Source organism: Bradyrhizobium sp. USDA 4011 (assembly GCF_054063415.1).
In genome coordinates, this window is the sequence record NZ_JBSSGG010000001.1 from 2555649 (window position 1) to 2573225 (window position 17577).

Annotated in this window: 16 protein-coding genes and 1 pseudogene; 4 read left to right on the plus strand and 13 right to left on the minus strand. The window is 65.3% G+C overall.

The annotated features are described in order from the left end of the window. Positions 1-2: 2 nt before the first annotated feature. From ACVW1C_RS11985 to ACVW1C_RS12020, 8 genes are all read right to left on the minus strand, one after another. Positions 3-1655 carry an FGGY-family carbohydrate kinase gene (locus ACVW1C_RS11985; RefSeq protein WP_456758587.1) on the minus strand — a complete coding sequence of 551 codons (1653 nt, stop codon included), beginning with the start codon at positions 1653-1655 and terminating at the stop codon, positions 3-5. Between the two features lie 27 nt (positions 1656-1682). Then, positions 1683-2456: an SDR family NAD(P)-dependent oxidoreductase gene (locus ACVW1C_RS11990; RefSeq protein WP_456758588.1), complete on the minus strand. Its 774-nt coding sequence runs from the start codon at positions 2454-2456 to the stop codon at positions 1683-1685. Between the two features lie 11 nt (positions 2457-2467). Next, complete coding sequence (locus ACVW1C_RS11995) at positions 2468-3475, minus strand: ABC transporter ATP-binding protein (RefSeq protein ID WP_456758589.1); 1008 nt, start codon at positions 3473-3475, stop codon at positions 2468-2470. A gap of 16 nt (positions 3476-3491) precedes the next feature. Beyond that, a complete protein-coding gene (locus ACVW1C_RS12000; RefSeq protein ID WP_456758590.1) occupies positions 3492-4322 on the minus strand; it encodes a carbohydrate ABC transporter permease in 831 nt (276 codons plus the stop codon). Positions 4323-4326: 4 nt separating this feature from the next. After that, the gene (locus ACVW1C_RS12005; RefSeq protein WP_171947724.1) at positions 4327-5199 is read right to left on the minus strand and encodes a carbohydrate ABC transporter permease; all 873 of its coding nucleotides are present in this window, start codon (positions 5197-5199) and stop codon (positions 4327-4329) included. A gap of 135 nt (positions 5200-5334) precedes the next feature. Next, the gene (locus ACVW1C_RS12010) at positions 5335-6648 is read right to left on the minus strand and encodes an ABC transporter substrate-binding protein (RefSeq protein WP_456758591.1); all 1314 of its coding nucleotides are present in this window, start codon (positions 6646-6648) and stop codon (positions 5335-5337) included. A gap of 160 nt (positions 6649-6808) precedes the next feature. Continuing rightward, entirely contained in the window at positions 6809-7762 is a 954-nt protein-coding gene (locus ACVW1C_RS12015; RefSeq protein WP_456758592.1) for a sugar-binding transcriptional regulator, read from the minus strand. Between the two features lie 9 nt (positions 7763-7771). Next, entirely contained in the window at positions 7772-8437 is a 666-nt protein-coding gene (locus ACVW1C_RS12020) for an HAD family hydrolase (protein ID WP_456758593.1), read from the minus strand. Between the two features lie 115 nt (positions 8438-8552). Between ACVW1C_RS12020 and ybaL the strand changes: the two genes are divergently transcribed. Beyond that, positions 8553-10316: a YbaL family putative K(+) efflux transporter gene (gene ybaL, locus ACVW1C_RS12025; RefSeq protein WP_456758594.1), complete on the plus strand. Its 1764-nt coding sequence runs from the start codon at positions 8553-8555 to the stop codon at positions 10314-10316. A 37-nt stretch (positions 10317-10353) separates the two neighbouring features. Continuing rightward, positions 10354-10587 carry a hypothetical protein gene (locus tag ACVW1C_RS12030; RefSeq protein WP_456758595.1) on the plus strand — a complete coding sequence of 78 codons (234 nt, stop codon included), beginning with the start codon at positions 10354-10356 and terminating at the stop codon, positions 10585-10587. Positions 10588-10592: 5 nt separating this feature from the next. On the opposite strand, the gene ACVW1C_RS12035 is transcribed toward ACVW1C_RS12030, so the two are convergent. The 5 genes from ACVW1C_RS12035 to ACVW1C_RS12055 form a co-directional block, all read right to left on the minus strand. Then, positions 10593-10817: a hypothetical protein gene (locus ACVW1C_RS12035; protein WP_456758596.1), complete on the minus strand. Its 225-nt coding sequence runs from the start codon at positions 10815-10817 to the stop codon at positions 10593-10595. A 52-nt stretch (positions 10818-10869) separates the two neighbouring features. Beyond that, a complete protein-coding gene (locus ACVW1C_RS12040; RefSeq protein WP_456758597.1) occupies positions 10870-11145 on the minus strand; it encodes a chaperone modulator CbpM in 276 nt (91 codons plus the stop codon). Further along, positions 11142-12044: a DnaJ C-terminal domain-containing protein gene (locus ACVW1C_RS12045; protein ID WP_456758598.1), complete on the minus strand. Its 903-nt coding sequence runs from the start codon at positions 12042-12044 to the stop codon at positions 11142-11144. Before ACVW1C_RS12045 ends, ACVW1C_RS12040 begins: the two co-directional genes overlap by 4 nt. Before the next feature lie 124 nt (positions 12045-12168). Next, positions 12169-12351 (minus strand): hypothetical protein, encoded by a 183-nt coding sequence (locus ACVW1C_RS12050; protein WP_456758599.1) that lies wholly within the window; start codon positions 12349-12351, stop codon positions 12169-12171. 214 nt (positions 12352-12565) lie between these two features. Then, a complete protein-coding gene (locus tag ACVW1C_RS12055) occupies positions 12566-13849 on the minus strand; it encodes a hypothetical protein (protein ID WP_456758600.1) in 1284 nt (427 codons plus the stop codon). A gap of 660 nt (positions 13850-14509) precedes the next feature. Here ACVW1C_RS12055 and clpB point away from each other — a divergent pair. Then, a pseudogene (gene clpB / locus ACVW1C_RS12060) lies at positions 14510-17123 on the plus strand (ATP-dependent chaperone ClpB). A 102-nt stretch (positions 17124-17225) separates the two neighbouring features. Next, positions 17226-17495, plus strand: a complete 270-nt coding sequence (locus tag ACVW1C_RS12065) for a DUF2171 domain-containing protein (protein WP_456758601.1) — start codon at positions 17226-17228, stop codon at positions 17493-17495. Positions 17496-17577 lie beyond the last annotated feature (82 nt).

The window sequence follows — 17577 nt, forward strand, 5'->3', positions numbered from 1 at the left end:
CCTCAACCCGGCGCCGCACCGGGCGCCCGCTTCATCGCCTCGCGGCTGTCGCGATCGAGCTGGCGCAGCATCTTGTGCACGCCGCGCTTCTTGCGATGGAAATCGGCAAGCTCGGGCCTGGTCGGCTCGCTCAGCCGCCCGAGCGCCGACATGCCGGCCATCGCCGCATTGATCGAGTTGTGCGCACCACTGGCGACCGCGCCAAGCATCGCGGCGCCGAGCAAGACGGGTTCTTGCGTCTGCGGCAGCGCCACCGTGTAGCCGGTGGTGTCGGCCATGATCTGGCGCACCAGGGGGCTGCGGCTCGCGCCGCCGCCGATCACGATGGTCTTGCCGCTGACGCCGTGGGCCTGCAGCGCTTCGATGACATCGGCGAGGCCATAGGCCAGCCCGCACAGGCCGGCGATGAACAACCGCTCCAGCGCCGACACGTCGGTGTCGAGATCGAGCCCCGCGATCACGGCGCGCGAGCCGGGATCGGCATAGGGCGACCGGTTGCCGAGGAATTCCGGCAGGACATGAACGTTGCGGGCGAGAAGTGCGGCCGCGCCGGCGTTGCCGCTGCGCGCCAGGATGCGCCTTTCGAGGTGCTCGATGACATCGACGCCGTCGTTCTTCGCAGCTAGCAAAACCTCGGCATGCGCCGGATGCGATTTGAGCAGATGATCGATCGCGGCACCTGCCGCGGATTGACCGCCCTCGTTCAGCCAGAAGCCCGGCACCATGCCTTCGAAATACGGGCCCCAGACGCCGGGCACGAAGCAAGGATCGACCGTCGTCGCCATGATGCAGGCCGACGTTCCCATGATGTAGGCGAGCCGCTGGCAGACATCGACGTCGGCGCCCGAGCCATCACGGCCACCGATCGCGCCGACGCCGCCGGCATGGGCATCGATCAGCGAGGCGCCGACCGCGGTTCCCGGCACCAGGCCGAGATCGCGTGCGGCATTCTCCGACAGCCCGCGGCCGAGCGGCGAGCCGGGCGGCACGATCTCGGTCCCGATCCGGGCAAAGCGATCCGCAGCGAGCGCCTCGAGCCCGACCCGCTTCAGGAAAGATTCGCTCCAGCCGCCCTCACTGGCCACATAGGTCCATTTGCAGGTGACCGTGCAGGTCGAGCGCGCCAGCGAGCCGGAGGCGCGGAACGAGAGATAGTCGGCGAGGTCGAAGAAATGCCCAGCGGCGTCGAAGGTCGCGGGCAGATGCCGCTTCAGCCAGAGGATCTTCGGAATCTCCATCTCCGGCGAGATGGCGCCGCCGACATAGCGCAGCACGCGATCACCGGTCGCGTTGACGAATTCGGTCTCGTCCATCGCGCGGTGGTCCATCCAGACCACGACATTGCGCGCGGGGTCGCCGGACGGGCTGACGGTGAGCGGCCGGCCGGCTCTGTCGAGCACGACCAGCGAGCAGGTCGCATCGAAACCGATGCCCTTGACCTGCTCGGCCGCGACCGCCGCCTCCCGCATCGCGTGACGCACCGACGTCACGCAGGCCGCCCAGATGTCGTCGGACGATTGCTCGACGATGTCGCCGGGCTCATGCCAGACCCGGATCGGATGCCGGGCCGAACCCAATAGCTTCCCGGCCTCGTCGAATACCCCCGCCCGGGCGCTGGCGCTCCCGACGTCCACCCCGATATAGGCTTGCCGCATGGCCGCTCCGTCATTTCCGGCGCAAGCTTACCAGCAAGTGTAGCCGCCATCGACCAGAACGATGCTTCCGGTCATCAGGCTCGCCGCCTCGGAGGCCAGGAACAGCACCACGGAGGCGATCTCGTCGACCTGCCCCATCCGCGCCATCGGGGTTCCACCAATCCAGGCGTCATACATGCGGGGGCTGTTCTTCACGAAGGCGTTCAGCGGGGTCTCGATATAGGTCGGCGCCACGGCGTTGACGCGGACCCCGCGCGCGGCCCATTCGGCGGCGAGCGATTTGGTCAAATGATGCACCGCGGCCTTGGAGGCGTTGTAGAAGCACTGCTCCTGCGGCTTGTTGACGATGAAGCCGGACATCGAGCCGACATTGACGATGGTGCCGGACCTCGCCTTCAGCATGTGATTGCCGAACGCGCGGCAGCACCAGAAGGTGCCGTTCAGATTGACGTCGATGACGTTGAGCCAGTGCTCGTCGGTCACGGTCTCGGCCGGCGTCTCGCTGCGCGCGATGCCGGCATTGTTGATGAGGATGTCGACCTTGCCGTACTTGCGGACCAGTTCGTCGGCGACCGCCGAGACGCGCCCGGAATCCGTCACGTCCATCAGCGCGATATCGGCGTCGAAGCCCTTGGCCTTCAGCGCCGCCTGCGCGTCATTGGCGACCTTGGCATCGCGGTCGCCGATGATGACCTTGGCGCCGGCTTCCGCGAGCGCCTCGGCGCAGGCTAGCCCGATGCCCTGACCGGCGCCGGTGATGATGGCAGTCTTGCCGCCGAGTCTGAATTTCTCGAGATACATTTTCTTCTTCCTTACGCGTGGATCGACTTTCCGCTGTCGTCGAAACGATAGATGCGTGCCGGATCCGGGATCAGCGACACCCGATCGCCGGGATGCAGGTCGAGCTCGCCGACATAGCGCGCGGTCAACGTTCCCAATGCCGCAGCGTCGACATAGAGAAAGGTGTCGCTGCCGAGATGCTCGGCGACCGCGACCGTGCCGTGCCAGCCGCCCTGCCCGTCGCGCTCGACCTTCAAATGCTCGGGCCGCACCCCGATGGTGGTCGCGCCCTGCTGCCTGGCGAGCTCGCCGGTGACGAAATTCATCTTCGGCGAGCCGATGAAACCGGCGACGAACAGGTTCGCCGGCTTCTCGTAGAGCTCGAGCGGCGAACCGTATTGCTCGATCTTGCCGCCGTTCAGCACCACGATCTTGTCGGCCATGGTCATGGCCTCGACCTGGTCGTGGGTGACGTAGATTGCCGTGGTGCCGAGCTGCTTCTGCAACCGCGTCACCTCGAGCCGCATCTGCACCCGCAGCGCGGCGTCGAGGTTCGACAGCGGCTCGTCGAACAGGAACGCCTTCGGCTCGCGCACGATGGCACGGCCGATCGCAACGCGCTGGCGCTGGCCGCCGGAGAGCTCGCGCGGCTTGCGGTCGAGATAGGGCGTCAGGTTGAGGGTGGCCGCGGCAGCCTCGACCTTGCGGTTGATCTCGTCCTTGGCGACTCCTGCCATTTTCAGGCCGAACGCGATGTTGCCGCGCACGCTCATATGCGGATAGAGCGCGTAGGACTGGAACACCATCGACAGCCCGCGCTTGGCCGGCGGCACGTCGACCACGTTGCGGCCGTCGATCAGGATGGCGCCGCCGGTGACGTCTTCCAGCCCCGCGATCAGCCGCAGCAGTGTGGTCTTGCCGCAGCCTGACGGACCGACGAAGACGACGAAGGAGCCGTCGGCGATCTCGAGGTCGGCGCCCTTGATGATGTGGACCGGCCCGAACGATTTTTGCACACCTTGCAGCGTAATCTGACCCATGGCGAAAGCCCTTCTGCTATTTGACCGCGCCGAAGGTCAGGCCGCGGACGAGCTGCCGCTGACTGAACCAGCCGAGCACGAGAATGGGCGCGATCGCGAGCGTCGACGCCGCCGACAATTTCGCCCAGAACAATCCTTCCGGGCTGGAATAGGATGCGATGAACACGGTGAGCGGCGCGGCCTCGAGGGTCGACAAATTGAGCGTCCAGAACGCCTCGTTCCACGCCAGGATCAGATTGAGCAGCAAGGTCGAGGCGAGCCCCGGCACCGCCATCGGCGTCAGCACATAGATCAGCTCGCGGCCGATCGTGGCGCCGTCCATCCGCGCCGCCTCGAGAATGTCCTTCGGGATTTCCTTGAAATAGGTGAACAGCATCCAGATCACGATCGGCAGATTGCCGAGGCACAGAATGAAGATCAGGCCGCTTCGGGTATCGAGCACGCCGAACGTCCGGTAGATCAGGTAGATCGGCACCAGCACGCCGACCGGCGGCATCATCTTGGTGGAGAGCATCCAGAGCAGCACATCCTTGGTCCGCTTGGTCGGCGAGAACGCCATCGACCATGCCGCCGGAATTGCGATCAGCATCGCGATCAAGGTCGAGCCGCCGGCGATGATGATCGAGTTGAGCGCGTGGTGGAGGTAGTCGCTGCGCTCCTGCACCGTGACGTAGTTCTCCGTCGTCCAGTGGAAGAACAGGAACGATGGCGGGATCGCGAAGGCTTCGAGCTCGGTCTTGAAGCTCGCCAGCACCATCCAGAGGATCGGGAAGAAGATCAGGAAGCCGGCCAGCCAGGCCGCCGCCGTCGAGATCACCTTGTTCCGTGTCGTGACCTTCCGCGCCATGAGGTTACGCCTCCAGATTCCGGCCGACGATACGAACGAGGAAGAACGCAACGATGTTGGCGAGCACCACCGCGACCAGGCCGCCCGCCGAGGCGCTGCCGACGTCGTACTGGATGAGCGCCTGCGAATAGATCAGGAAGGCGATATTGGTGGTCTGCAGACCGGGGCCACCGCCGGTGGTGACGAAGATCTCCGCAAACACCGTGAGCAGGAAGATAGTCTCGATCAGGATCACCACCGTGATCGGACGCGCCAGATGCGGCAGCGTGATGTAGATGAAAGTCGAGATCGCGCTCGCACCGTCCATCTCAGCGGCCTCCTTCTGTTCCTCGTCGAGCGATTGCAGCGCGGTCAAGAGGATCAGGGTCGCGAACGGCAGCCACTGCCAGGAGACGATCAGGATCACCGAGAACAGCGGCGCATCGTTGAACCAGTCGATCGCCGGCAGCCCGAACAGATGCGCGATCCAGGCGAACAGGCCCGACACCGGATGCATCAACAGGTTCTTCCAGACCAGCGCGCTCACCGTCGGCATCACGAAGAACGGCGCGATCACCATCAGCCGGACGATCGAGAGCCCGACCACCTGCTGGTCGAGCAACAGCGCCAGCGGCACGCCGAGGATGATCGTGATCGCGAGCACCGAGCCGACCAGCACCAGCGTGTTCTGCAGCGAGGCGAGGAAGGCCGGATCGGTCAGGAAGTAGCGGAAATTCTCCAGCCCGACGAAGGATTCGGAGCCGGGATCGAGCAGATTGTAGTGCAGGGTCGCGAAGTAGATCGTGAGCGCCAGCGGCACGATCATCCAGATGAACAGCAGCGCCACGGCGGGCGTGAGCAGCGTGCGTGCGAGCAGTTGGGTCTGCTGGGTCGCCATCCCCGCCTCCTTCTTAAGGAAAGGAGCGACCATCCCGCTGCGGGACAGGATGGCCGCGAGTAGCCCAGCTCGGGAGGTCTTGAGCTGGTCGGGGGCCAGGGCGTTTGACGCGCCCTGGCGATCGGATCGCGTGGATTATTTGATGTAGCCCGCGCGCTTCATCTCGCGCTCGGTCACGGACTGCGCGGCGGCGAGCGCGGCATCGACTGACGTCGAGCCGGACAGCGCGGCCGAGAATTGCTGGCCGACCTGGGTGCCGATGCCCTGGAATTCAGGAATCGCCGCATATTGCACGCCGACATAGGGCACCGGCTTCACGGTCGGGTGGCTCGGATCAGCCGCATCGATCGAGGCCAGGGTCATCTTGGCGAACGGCGCCGCTTTCAGATACTCGGGATTCTGGTACAGCGAGGTCCGTGTTCCCGGCGGCACGTTGGACCAGCCCTCCTTCGATGCGACGAGCTTGGAGTAGTCCTTGCTGGTCGCCCAGGCGATGAATTTCTCGGCCGCCTCGACCTTCTTCGAGCCGGCGGGGATCGCCAGGCTCCACGCCCACAGCCAGTTGGCGTTCTTGCCGAGCCCGGTGTTCGGCGCCAGCGCGAAACCGACCTTGCCCGCGACCGTGGACTGCGCCGGGTTGGTCACGAACGACGCCGCCACCGTGGCGTCGATCCACATCGCGCATTTGCCGGCATTGAACAGCGCGAGGTTCTCGTTGAAGCCGTTGGAAGAGGCGCCGGGAGGGCCGGCCTGCTTCATCAGGTCGACATAGGTCGTGAGCGTCTTCTTCCATTCCGGCGAATTGAACTGCGGCTCCCATTTCTCGTCGAACCAGCGCGCGCCAAAGGAATTCGCCATCGCAGTCAGGAACGCCATGTTCTCGCCCCAACCGGCCTTGCCGCGCAGGCAGATGCCGTAGACGCCGCCCGACTTGTCGGTCAGCTTCTTGGCCGCGTCGACCACGAAGTCCCAGGTCGGGCTTTCCGGCATCTTCAGGCCGGCCTTGTCGAACAGGTCGGTGCGGTACATCACCATCGAGCTCTCGCCGTAGAACGGCGCGGCGTAGAGCTTGCCGTCGACGGAGACCGCATCCCTGATCTTCGGCAGCAGGTCATTGACGTCGTAATCGGCGCCAAGCTTGTCGAGCGGCACCAGCCAGCCCTTCTTGGCCCAGATCGGCACCTCATAGGTGCCGATCGTGAGCACGTCGAACTGGCCGCCCTTGGTGGCGATGTCGGTGGTCACGCGCTGCCGCAGCACGTTCTCCTCGAGCGTCACCCATTTGACTGATATGTCGGGGTTCTTCGCGGTGAATTCGCTGGTGAGCCCCTGCATGCGGATCATGTCGCCGTTGTTGACGGTCGCCACCGTCAGCGTGGTCTGGGCGATCGAGGGGGCAGAGATCAAAAGAGCAGCCGCGCCCGCAACGGCGCAAAGGACGTTTTTCAAGGTGACCTCCCTTATGTCACGTTGAGCATATGCCCACGTGTTGGGCGTATGTTCATCCCATCGTTAAAGTTTGTCAAGCGCGCGCGGCTGCACCGTCCCGCGCGACTGCGGGTTGCATTGCACGCTGGAAGGGTGGTTCCTGAACGGAAGAGAGAGCCGCCTAGCGGTCCAGCACCGCGCGCGCGGTCGCCTCGTCGGTGATGAGGCCGTTGATCACCCGGCCCGCCAGCGCAGCCTTGATCGACGGCACCTTGGCGGCGCCGACGGCCGCGGCAATCGTGGTCGACACCGCGGGGATCTGCGGCGGAATGCTGGTCAGGCGCTTGTTGGTGCCGCCTTTGATCAGGCGGCCCTTGGCGTCATAGGCCCAGCCCGTCACCTCGCCGACCGCGCCGAGCCGCATCATCTCCAGCAATTCTTCGCGGGTGACGAAGCCGTCGACATGGACCTGGGCCTTCTGGTCCATCTGGCCGATGCCGATCAGCCGCAGATCGGCCTTGGCGGCGACCGCCCTCACCCGCGCGATCGGATCGATGCGGATCATGCGGTTGCGCTCGTCCTCGCTCGACATCAGGAACGGCAGCGGCATCGGGTAATGCCGCGCGCCGGTGCGGTCGGCGAGCCGCCCGACCGTGTCGTAGAAGCTTGCCGAGCCGTCGGCGGAGATGTTGCCGACCAGCGAGACGATCTGATGATCGGGCCGCTCGATCGGAGAGACCCGCTCGACCGCGGCGCGCACCGCGCGGCCGGTGCCGAGCGCCACGATGACAGGCGTCTCCGAGCGGAGCGTCAGCTCCAGCAGATTGGCGCTGCGTTCGGCGATCCCGGCATTCGACAGCGGCGCCGCCGGATCCGTCGGCACGACGTCGCAATGCACCAGATCGAACCTCGCCTTCAGGCGAGACGCCAGCTCCATGCAGGCTGCAATGGGGTGCTCGAGACGAAACGTGATCAGCCGCTCCGCCAGACACAGCGACACCAGGCGCTGCGCCGAGGCGCGCGACACCTGCAGCATTTTTGCTATTTCGTCCTGGGTGTGGCCCGCGATGAAATACAGCCAGCCGGCGCGCGCCGCATCGTCGAGGCGAGACTTTTCGTTGTCGGGCGCAGCCATGATCGTGCGTCAGCCTTCGTTCCAGAAATCCGTCATCGCGGCGAAGATTCGATCCGCCCCGGCCTGCTTCAGCAGAGCACTGCCATCCGCCAACCGATAGTGGGCGCCACCAACAAATCCCCACACTTTCATCCCCGCGGCCTTCGCCGCCGTCACCCCGCTGACGCTGTCCTCGATGACCAGCGTGCGACGCGGCTCGGCTGCCATTTCGCCGGCGGCAAACAGGAACAGATCCGGCGCCGGCTTGCCATGCTCGACCATCTGCGCGGTGTAGAGCCGCTGTCCGAAGCTCGACGCAAGACCGGTCAGCTCGAGCGAGAACCTCACCCGGGCAAGATCGCTCGATGAAGCGACACAATACGGCAGGTGCAATTCCGCGAGCACGGCGGCGATGCCGACGATCGGCTTGAGCTGCGAGCGGAAGGTCTCGCGCACCTGGTGCGCCAATTCGGGCAGGAAAGTCGCGGGCAACGGCTTGCCCACGCCCCGGCAATAGTCGACCAGGGCCGTGGTGCTGCGCCCGAGGAAGAGTTCGAGCGCCCGCTCGGTGCTCATCTCGATGCCGGCCTTCGCCATCGCCTCGGCGAGGCAGCGGCAGCTCAATTCCTCGCTATCGACGAGCACGCCGTCACAGTCGAAGATGACCAGATCGGTTTTGGGCAGCCGCGGATCCATCGCGGCATGAGATCATATGCTCACGCTATGAGCAATAGATCACAGTTCCGCGCGCGGAATGCCGCGCCTCAAATGGTCGCGGTGCACCGCCAACCATGCTGTGCGACAAGGCGAAATGCCGCATGACACACCTCTGATCGCGACCGTCGTCGCGGGCCTCGGACTTGCCTTCGTCTTCGGAACCATCGCCCAGCGCTTTCGGGTTCCGCCACTGGTCGGTTATTTGCTCGCGGGTGTCGCCGTGGGTCCGTTCACGCCCGGCTTCGTCGCCGATCAGGCGCTGGCAACCGAGCTCGCCGAACTCGGTATCATTCTCCTGATGTTCGGCGTCGGCCTGCATTTCTCGCTGAACGACCTGCTGTCGGTGCGCGCGATCGCGGTGCCCGGCGCCGTTGCGCAGATTGCGGTCGCCACACTGTTGGGCCTCGGCCTCGCGCTGTTGATGGGCTGGACCGTCGGCGCGGGCCTCGTGTTCGGGCTCGCATTGTCGGTCGCAAGTACCGTCGTGCTGTTGCGCGCGCTGCAGGAGCGCCGCCTGATGGACACCGAACGCGGCAAGATCGCGGTCGGCTGGCTGATCGTCGAGGACCTCGCCATGGTGCTCGCGCTGGTGCTGTTCCCGGCGGTGGCGAGCTTCCAGGGCGGCGACGGCGGCGCGCTCGTCGCCGATCCGCTCGCCGCCCGCTTCGGCCTCGGGCTGACCGGCGTGCTGGCGCTGACGCTGATCAAGATCGCCGTGTTCATCGCGCTGATGCTGGTGGTCGGACGTCGGCTGATCCCATGGGCCCTGCACTACATCGCGCATACCGGCTCGCGCGAGCTGTTCCGGCTGGCCGTGCTCGCGATCGCGCTCTGCATCGCGTTCGGCGCGACCAAGCTGTTCGGGGTGTCGCTTGCGCTCGGCGCCTTCTTCGCCGGGATGATGCTGCGGGAATCGCCGCTGAGCCAGCGCGCCGCCCGGGAGACCCTGCCGCTGCGCGACGCATTCGCGGTGCTGTTCTTCGTCTCGGTCGGCATGCTGTTCGATCCGCTCAGCGTGGTGCGCGAGCCGCGGCCGTTTCTCGCGACGCTGTTCGTCATCGTGGTCGGCAAGTCGCTCGCTGCGCTGCTGATCGTGGTGCTGTTCCGTCATCCGATGGCGACCGCCCTGATGATCTCGGCGAGCCTCGCCCAGATCGGCGAATTCTCCTTCATCCTGGCCGAGCTCGGTGTTGCCCTCAATCTGCTGCCAAAGGCCGGCCGCGACCTGATCCTGGCCGGTGCGACCTTCTCGATCATGCTCAACCCGCTGCTGTTCGCGGTAGTCGACTGGCTGACCGCGCGGCTCGAGAAACCGCAGGCCGCCTCGCCGATCGTTGCAACCTCCGAGGCGATCCCGGTCACCGACTTGCGGGATCACACCATCCTGGTCGGCTATGGCCGGGTCGGCAGCATCGTCGGCGATGCCCTGCATCAGCGCAACGCGTCGTTCCTCGCGGTCGAGGCGTCCGACGACATGGTCGCAAAGCTCAGGCAGCGCGGCATCGAAGCCCTGACGGGCAACGCCGCGCGCGCCAGCGTGCTGCGCGCGACCAATCCGGCCGGCGCGCGATCGCTCGTCATCGCCATTCCCGAAGCGTTCGAGGCCGGGCAGATCGTCGAGCAGGCGCGCGCCACAAATGCCGATATCCGGATCATCGCGCGCGCGCATTCCGACGCCGAGGTCGATCATCTGAAAGGGCTCGGAGCCGACATCGTGATCATGGGCGAGCGCGAGATCGCCCGCGGCATGATCGAGGAGCTCGATCGCAGGCATTCTGGTGTTGCCGCGCAAAATGCGGCAACCGCGAGGGAAGATTCAGCAGCCTGGGGTAACGGCGTCCACCGTCCAACGCGGTGATATCGGCGCTTTGCGCGTGAAGAAAGGAGATCAAGACATGGCGTTCAAGAGCCCGCACGTTTCGTTGGTGTCGTTCTCGGTCGAGATCGGCGCCGATGTTACAACCAATGTGATGCTGATCGAGACCGATCTGCATCTGAACACCCGTCATCCGGGCTATGACGCCGCGGCGATCGAGCGTCTGGTACGCGACGCACAGTCCTATCTTGCCGGCAATGCCGACCAGATCACGCAAATCCGGTTGGTCTCCAGCCGCAGCGGCCAGACCTGACGAAATCAACCGCCGAGGAATGCCGGCGCCAGATCCTCCTGCACGATGATGTTGGCGGCTTCCGTCGTAAGTTCGCTGCCGACAAGGTCGAGATTTTTCGCGGCCTCGAACAGCATCGAGCGGACATCGTCCGGCGTCAGCACGCCCTTTGCGATCAGCTTGCGCACCAGCGCCTGCAAAATCAGAACGTCGATCTCGCCATGGGTCAGCGGCGTCGGCTTGTCCGTCATGATCGTCTCCCAAGGCTGATCCAGAGGCTGAGGTTCGCCGCAAGCGAGGCGGCTAGCGCGGCGATGACGCGATATCCTTGTGCAACTCTTCGAACGCACGGCGCAAGCCATGCAGCTGGTCGACCAGATGGAGGATGACGTCGATCCCTTCGTCGTTGACGCCGAAGTCGCCCTTCAGATCCTGGATCAGATGCGCGCGCGCCACGTCGGTATCGGAAAAGCTGATCTCGTGCGCGGTCTCGTCCGGAACGAGCCATTGCTGCTCGATCCAGAACTCCAGGGTCTGCGCCTCCAGACCCGCATCGATCAGGAACTGCTGCTTGTTCATGATGCACCATCATCGCGTGGATTGAATCCCTTGCGGTCCCAGTTCGACACGAACGCCTCGAGCGCGGGATCGGGCCCCTTGGGCAGGACCACCTTGAGCCTGACGAACTCATCGCCATGACCGCCGCCGACCCGCGGCGCGCCCTTGCCGCGCAACCGCAGCGTCGTGCCGGTGTTCGAGCCCTTCGGAACCGTCATGGTGACCGCGCCGGTCGGCGTCGGAACGTTGACCTTGCCGCCGAGCACCGCTTCTGACAGCGAGATCGGCAATTCCAGCGAAATGTCGTCGCCCTCGCGGGTGAAGCGCGGATCGGGCCTGATCTCCACTTCGATCAGCGCGTCGCCGGGGCCGCCCTTGCCGGTGCCGGGCATGCCCTTGCCGCGCAGACGAATGACCTGGCCGTCGATCAGTCCCGGCGGGATCGTCACATCGAGCGTGCCGCCGTCGGGAAGCGTCAGGCGCTTGCTCGCGCCGGCGATCGATTCGGCGAAATCGATCACGAGGCTGTAGTGCAGGTCGCGGCCGCGCCGGTTCGCCCGCGCTTGCTCGGTGCGCCGCAGCAGTTCGGCGAACGCGTCGTCCTGGTCCATATAATCGGCATAACCCGAACTGTCGGCGTAGGGATGCCCCTGATCCGCGGTGGCGAAATCCCGATAGTAGCGATGCTGCGGCCGCTCGGCGCCATCAGCGTCGATCTCACCGGCGTCGAAGCGCTTGCGCTTGTCGGCATCCGAGAGCAAATCATTCGCCGCGGCGACTTCCTTGAATTTGTCTTCGGCCGCCTTGTCGCCCGGATTGAGATCCGGATGCAGTTTCTTCGCCAGCTTTCGATAGGCCCTCTGGATATCGGCCGAGGACGCCGTCGGGGCGACGCCTAGAACCTCGTACGGATTTCTCACAACCTGCTCCGCAACACCGTGAGTGCACCTGCAATCATGAGGACGCAAAAGCAGACGATTTGCAAGTGCGCAGACACGCCGCCCGGGAACGGACGACGCAGCATGCGTTCACGTCATCGCCGCTTTACGAGGTATGTCCGGGATCGAGATAGTTCGGCATGTTCTTTTTCTGCTGCGGCGTCATCCTGGCGGGATCCGGCTTGCCCGGCACGCCCCTCGGACCGAGCAGGGCCCGCTGTATATCGTCCTCGCTCAGGCGAGGCTTTCCATCGTCAAGCTGTCCGTCGCCACCGTGACTCTGAGCCATGACCGGCCTCCGGCGATGATCGCCTGCGCACGAGCGGAAGATATCGCGCTCCGCCGGAACGAGCCGGCGGAGCGCGATCTTACCTCAGCGTTGCTCCTGCCGCTTCTCCTCTGCGGGGTGACCTGCCGCCGGCGCGGCATGCGGCGGCACCTGAACGTGTGGCGCGGCCTGAACGTGCGGCTCCGGCCGAGGGGCCGGCTGCTGCGGATGCACCTCAGGACGCGCCATCGTCTCGGGCCGCGCTTCCGGCCTTGCAGCAGGCTCCGGGCGAGGCTCGGGCCTTGCGGCCTGCTCCGGCCGCGCGGCGGGCTTCGGCGGCAGGCTCCGGCCGCGGCTCCTCCTTGCGCACCTCCTCGGGCCGCCTCTCCGGTGCGGCACGCCGCGCCGCTTCCGTTGCAGGCCGCGACTCAACCTTCGGCTCGGTGGCGGGCGCTGCGCGCTTCTCCTCGACCGCGGGCCTGTTCACCTCGGCGGGCGGATGCGCCGCAATCCCCTTCTCGGGCACCGGAAGCGCGTGGGATTCGGCAGGCGCCGGTGCAGCGGGATGCGGCTCAACCTTCGTCTCGGGAGTTGCGCGCTTCTCCTCGGCCGCAGGCTTGTTCTCCTGAGCGGACGGATGCGCGGCCGGAAGCTCCTTGCCCGGCACCGGGAGCGCATGGGAATCGGCCGGTGCGGGTGCCGCTGCAGCGCCCGGCCGCGCCGGCTCCCCGGCCGCCGGCCGAGCAGCGTTGGCAGGCACCACCTCGCCGGCCGGGCGCGCGCGAACCACGCCCGGTCCCTTCAACTCGCCGGGACGCGCTGTTGCCGCAATGGCGGGCACGCCGTTGTTGGCCCGCTTGAACAGGCTTGGATCCTGGCTTGCGGTCTCGACCTGCTTGCGTTGCAACGGCGTCGCCGCGAAATGCTGCTCCTTGGCGATCTCACGTTCGGCGGGAGTCGGCCGCACCTCGATGCCGCCGCGGCCGCCATTGTAGCTGACGTTGTTGACCGTCGTCTGATTGATCGTGACGTTCTTCTCGTAGACGTTGGTGATCCGCGCACCCTGCAGATTGTTCACGGCACGATTGTAGAAGAACGTGCCATGATCCCAGCGGCCGCCCTCGTAGCCTGAACCGCCGTAGCCGAAACCGTAATTGATGCCGCCGTAGAAGCCGACGCGATCACCCCAATATCCGGGATGAAAAATGAAGCCGCCGCCGAAAGCGCCCCAGTAACCGGGAGTCCACAGCAGCCCGACCCGCGGCGGCTGCACCCAGGTGCCAGGCACCCAGTAGTAATCGCCGCGATCCTCGTCCCACGACCAATTGCCCGGCGACCACATGTAACCGGGCCCGGGCACCGGCGGCTGATCGTAGGTCGGCAACGGCGGCGGCGCGGTATCGACGGCAGAGACCGGCGCGCATGCCGCATCCTGCGCGATTGCCGGCACAGCCGTCGCAGTGAACAGCGCCGTGGCAATCGCGGCGCACGACGCGGTCGAAAGAAGACGAGTGATCATTGGGGGAGCCTCTTCGATGAGCACATTCAACGTGAGAACCGGAACAAAAGTTCCGTGCATCGGCAACAGACCGACACACTTCATCGCTAGCGCCTTGACCTTACATCAACCTGAAACAGCGCCAAACGCATCGCGCAGCCATTCATCGACGGTTCAGCGTGTGCAGTGACTCATGATCGCGCGATTCAGTGGAACAGCGCGCGACGCACGTCTGCATCATCGCGTGCATTCCGCGAGGTGCGAGATGACACTTACTGAAATCGCGAACATGATTTCGGCTCTCGCACGATTGCAACCGTCCGGGCTCATTGCGCCGCTCGTTTCGCAAGCATCACGATCAACCGAGCCACATCGGCGTGATGCCGGACCCCGATTTGTCGGTGCGTCCGTAGCAGTGCCTCCGGATCAGTGCCGGAAGCGAACAGCGGCAGTCGCAAACACATCAAAAGCGGTATGCCGGCGGCCACGCTCCGCGATTGACACTCCCCTGAAACGACCACACGATACGAGCTACGGCAGCGTCAGGCCCGCGGTTCTCCGCCCGGCACGATTGGACGCCTGTCGGTCGCATGATGGATGTCATCGTTCCGCCATCTGTCGCCGGCGGCAATGCATGGCATAATGGATCTCGACGAGACTGTGCTGCATTGAGGTGCCACGATGAACATTGAAAAATATACCGATCGCGTCCGCGGCTTCATTCAGTCGGCACAATCGCTCGCGACGCGCGAAGGACACCAGCAGTTCTCGACGCTCCACATTCTGAAGGTGCTGCTCGACGACAGTGAAGGCCTCGCAGCCGGCCTGATCGACCGGGCCGGCGGCAACTCGCGCGCGATCCTCAAGGCGACCGAGGACGCGCTGGCGAAGGTGCCGAAGGTCAGCGGCGCCGGCTCCGGACAGATTTACCTCGCGCCCGAGACCGCGCGCGCCTTCACCGCAGCGGAACAGGCCGCCGACAAGGCCGGCGACAGCTTTGTCGCGGTCGAACGCCTGCTGCAGGCGCTGGCCGCCGACAAGGACAGCGAGGCCGGCAAGCTGCTCGCCAAGGGCGGCGTCAGTCCGCAGAACCTGAATGCGGCGATCAGCGCCCTGCGCAAGGGCCGCACTGCCGACAGCGCATCGGCCGAGAATGCCTATGACGCGCTGAAGAAGTACGCCCGCAATCTCACCCAGGCCGCGCGCGATGGCAAGCTCGATCCGGTGATCGGCCGCGACGAGGAGATTCGCCGCACCATCCAGGTGCTGTCGCGGCGAACCAAGAACAATCCCGTCCTGATCGGCGAGCCCGGCGTTGGCAAAACCGCGATCGTCGAGGGGCTTGCGTTGCGCATCGTCAATGGCGACGTGCCGGAGAGCCTGCAGGACAAGGCGCTGCTCGCGCTCGATCTCGGCGCGCTGATCGCGGGTGCAAAGTATCGCGGCGAGTTCGAGGAACGGCTCAAGGCCGTGCTGCAGGAGGTGACGTCGGCCGAGGGCGGCATCATCCTGTTCATCGACGAGATGCACACGCTGATCGGCGCCGGCAAGGGTGACGGCGCGATGGACGCATCGAACCTGTTGAAGCCGGCGCTCGCCCGCGGCGAGTTGCACTGCATCGGCGCCACCACGCTCGACGAATACCGCAAGCACGTCGAGAAGGACGCGGCGCTGGCCCGGCGATTCCAGCCGGTGTTCGTCTCGGAACCGACGGTCGAGGACACCATCTCGATCCTGCGCGGCCTCAAGGACAAATACGAGCAGCATCATGGCGTGCGCATCGCGGATTCGGCACTGGTCGCGGCCGCAACGCTGTCGAACCGCTACATCACCGACCGCTTCCTGCCCGACAAGGCCATCGATTTGATGGACGAGGCGGCGGCGCGGCTGAAGATGCAGGTCGATTCCAAACCTGAAGAGCTCGACTCGCTCGACCGCGAGATCATCCGCCTCAAGATCGAGCAGGAGGCGCTCAAGAAGGAAACCGATCTCGGCTCCAAGAGCCGGTTGCAGACGCTCGAGAGGGATCTCGTGGATCTCGAGAAAAAGTCCGCGGACATGACGTCGAAATGGCGGTCGGAGAAGAGCAAGCTCTCCGACGCGCAGAAGATGAAGGGCGAGCTCGAGCAGTTGCGCACGGAGCTCGCCAACGCGCAGCGCAAGGGCGAATTCCAGAAGGCAGGCGAGCTGGCCTATGGCCGCATTCCGGAGCTCGAGAAGAAGCTCGCTGCCGTCGAGGCCAGCGAGACCTCCTCCGCCAGCGAGACCGTGACCGCCGATAACATCGCGGCTGTGGTGTCGCGCTGGACCGGCGTCCCGGTCGACAAGATGCTGGAAGGCGAGAAGGACAAGCTGCTGCGCATGGAGGAGATGCTCGGCAAGCGCGTCGTCGGCCAGGCCGAGGCCGTGCGTGCGGTGTCGACCGCGGTGCGCCGCGCCCGCGCCGGCCTGCAGGATCCGAACCGGCCAATCGGCTCGTTCATGTTCTTAGGGCCTACGGGCGTCGGCAAGACCGAACTCGCAAAAGCGCTCGCCGAATATCTGTTCGACGACGAGACCGCGATGGTCCGGCTCGACATGTCCGAATACATGGAGAAGCACTCGGTCTCGCGGCTGATCGGCGCGCCTCCGGGCTATGTCGGTTACGACGAGGGCGGCGCACTGACCGAAGCGGTGCGCCGCCGACCCTACCAGGTCGTGCTGTTCGACGAGATCGAGAAAGCGCACCCTGACGTGTTCAACGTGCTGCTGCAGGTGCTCGATGACGGCCGCCTCACCGATGGACAGGGCCGCACCGTCGATTTCCGCAACACGCTGATCATCATGACCTCGAATATCGGCGCCGAGTACCTCGTCAACCAGCCGGAGGGCCAGAGCACGAGCGCGGTGCGCGAGCAGGTGATGAACATGGTGCGGGCGCATTTTCGTCCCGAGTTCCTCAACCGCATCGACGAGATCATTCTGTTCCACCGGCTGCAGAAGAGCGACATGGGCCGCATCGTCGAGATTCAATTCTCGCGCCTGCGCAAGCTGCTTGAGGATCGCAAGATCGAGCTGGAGCTCGATCCGAAGGCACGCGACTGGCTGGCGGAGAGGGGCTGGGATCCGGCCTATGGCGCCCGTCCGCTGAAACGGGTGATCCAGCGCAGCGTGCAGGACCCGCTCGCGGAGATGATCCTCGCCGGCGACGTGCGCGACGGCTCGCAAGTGAAGCTCTCCGCCACCAAGGCCGGGCCTCACCTTCAACGGCAAGAAGCCCGAGAACGCTGCCGCGGACGAATTCGAACCGGTGTGAGAGAAGCCCGGATCGCCGACGACGCGCCGTCATCGCCGCGTCGTCTGCGCGCATCATATGCAAGCTGAATATACAAACCGACCTGCAACCAGGGAGAGCGCCATGACGGAGCAGAACATCAAGGACAATATGGAGGTCATCGGCGCCGACGGCGTGCATGTCGGCACCGTCGATCACGTCGAAGGCAACCGCATCAAGCTCAAGAAGAGCGAAAGCGACGGCTTCCACAAGGGCCATCACCACTATATCGAGCTCGGCTTCGTTGCCGGTGTCGAAGGCTCCAAGGTGCGGCTCTCCGCCAACGCCGCCATTGCGGTGACGCTGGAGGAGGAGAAGTCCGGCAAGCCGGTTGGTCCGTCCGCGGAAGCCTAGCAATCCGGGCTCTTGTAAAGGCTCCGATGGCATGCTCCTCTCCGCTGTCTGGACGTTGATCCGGCGTCCAGTCCAGACCTTT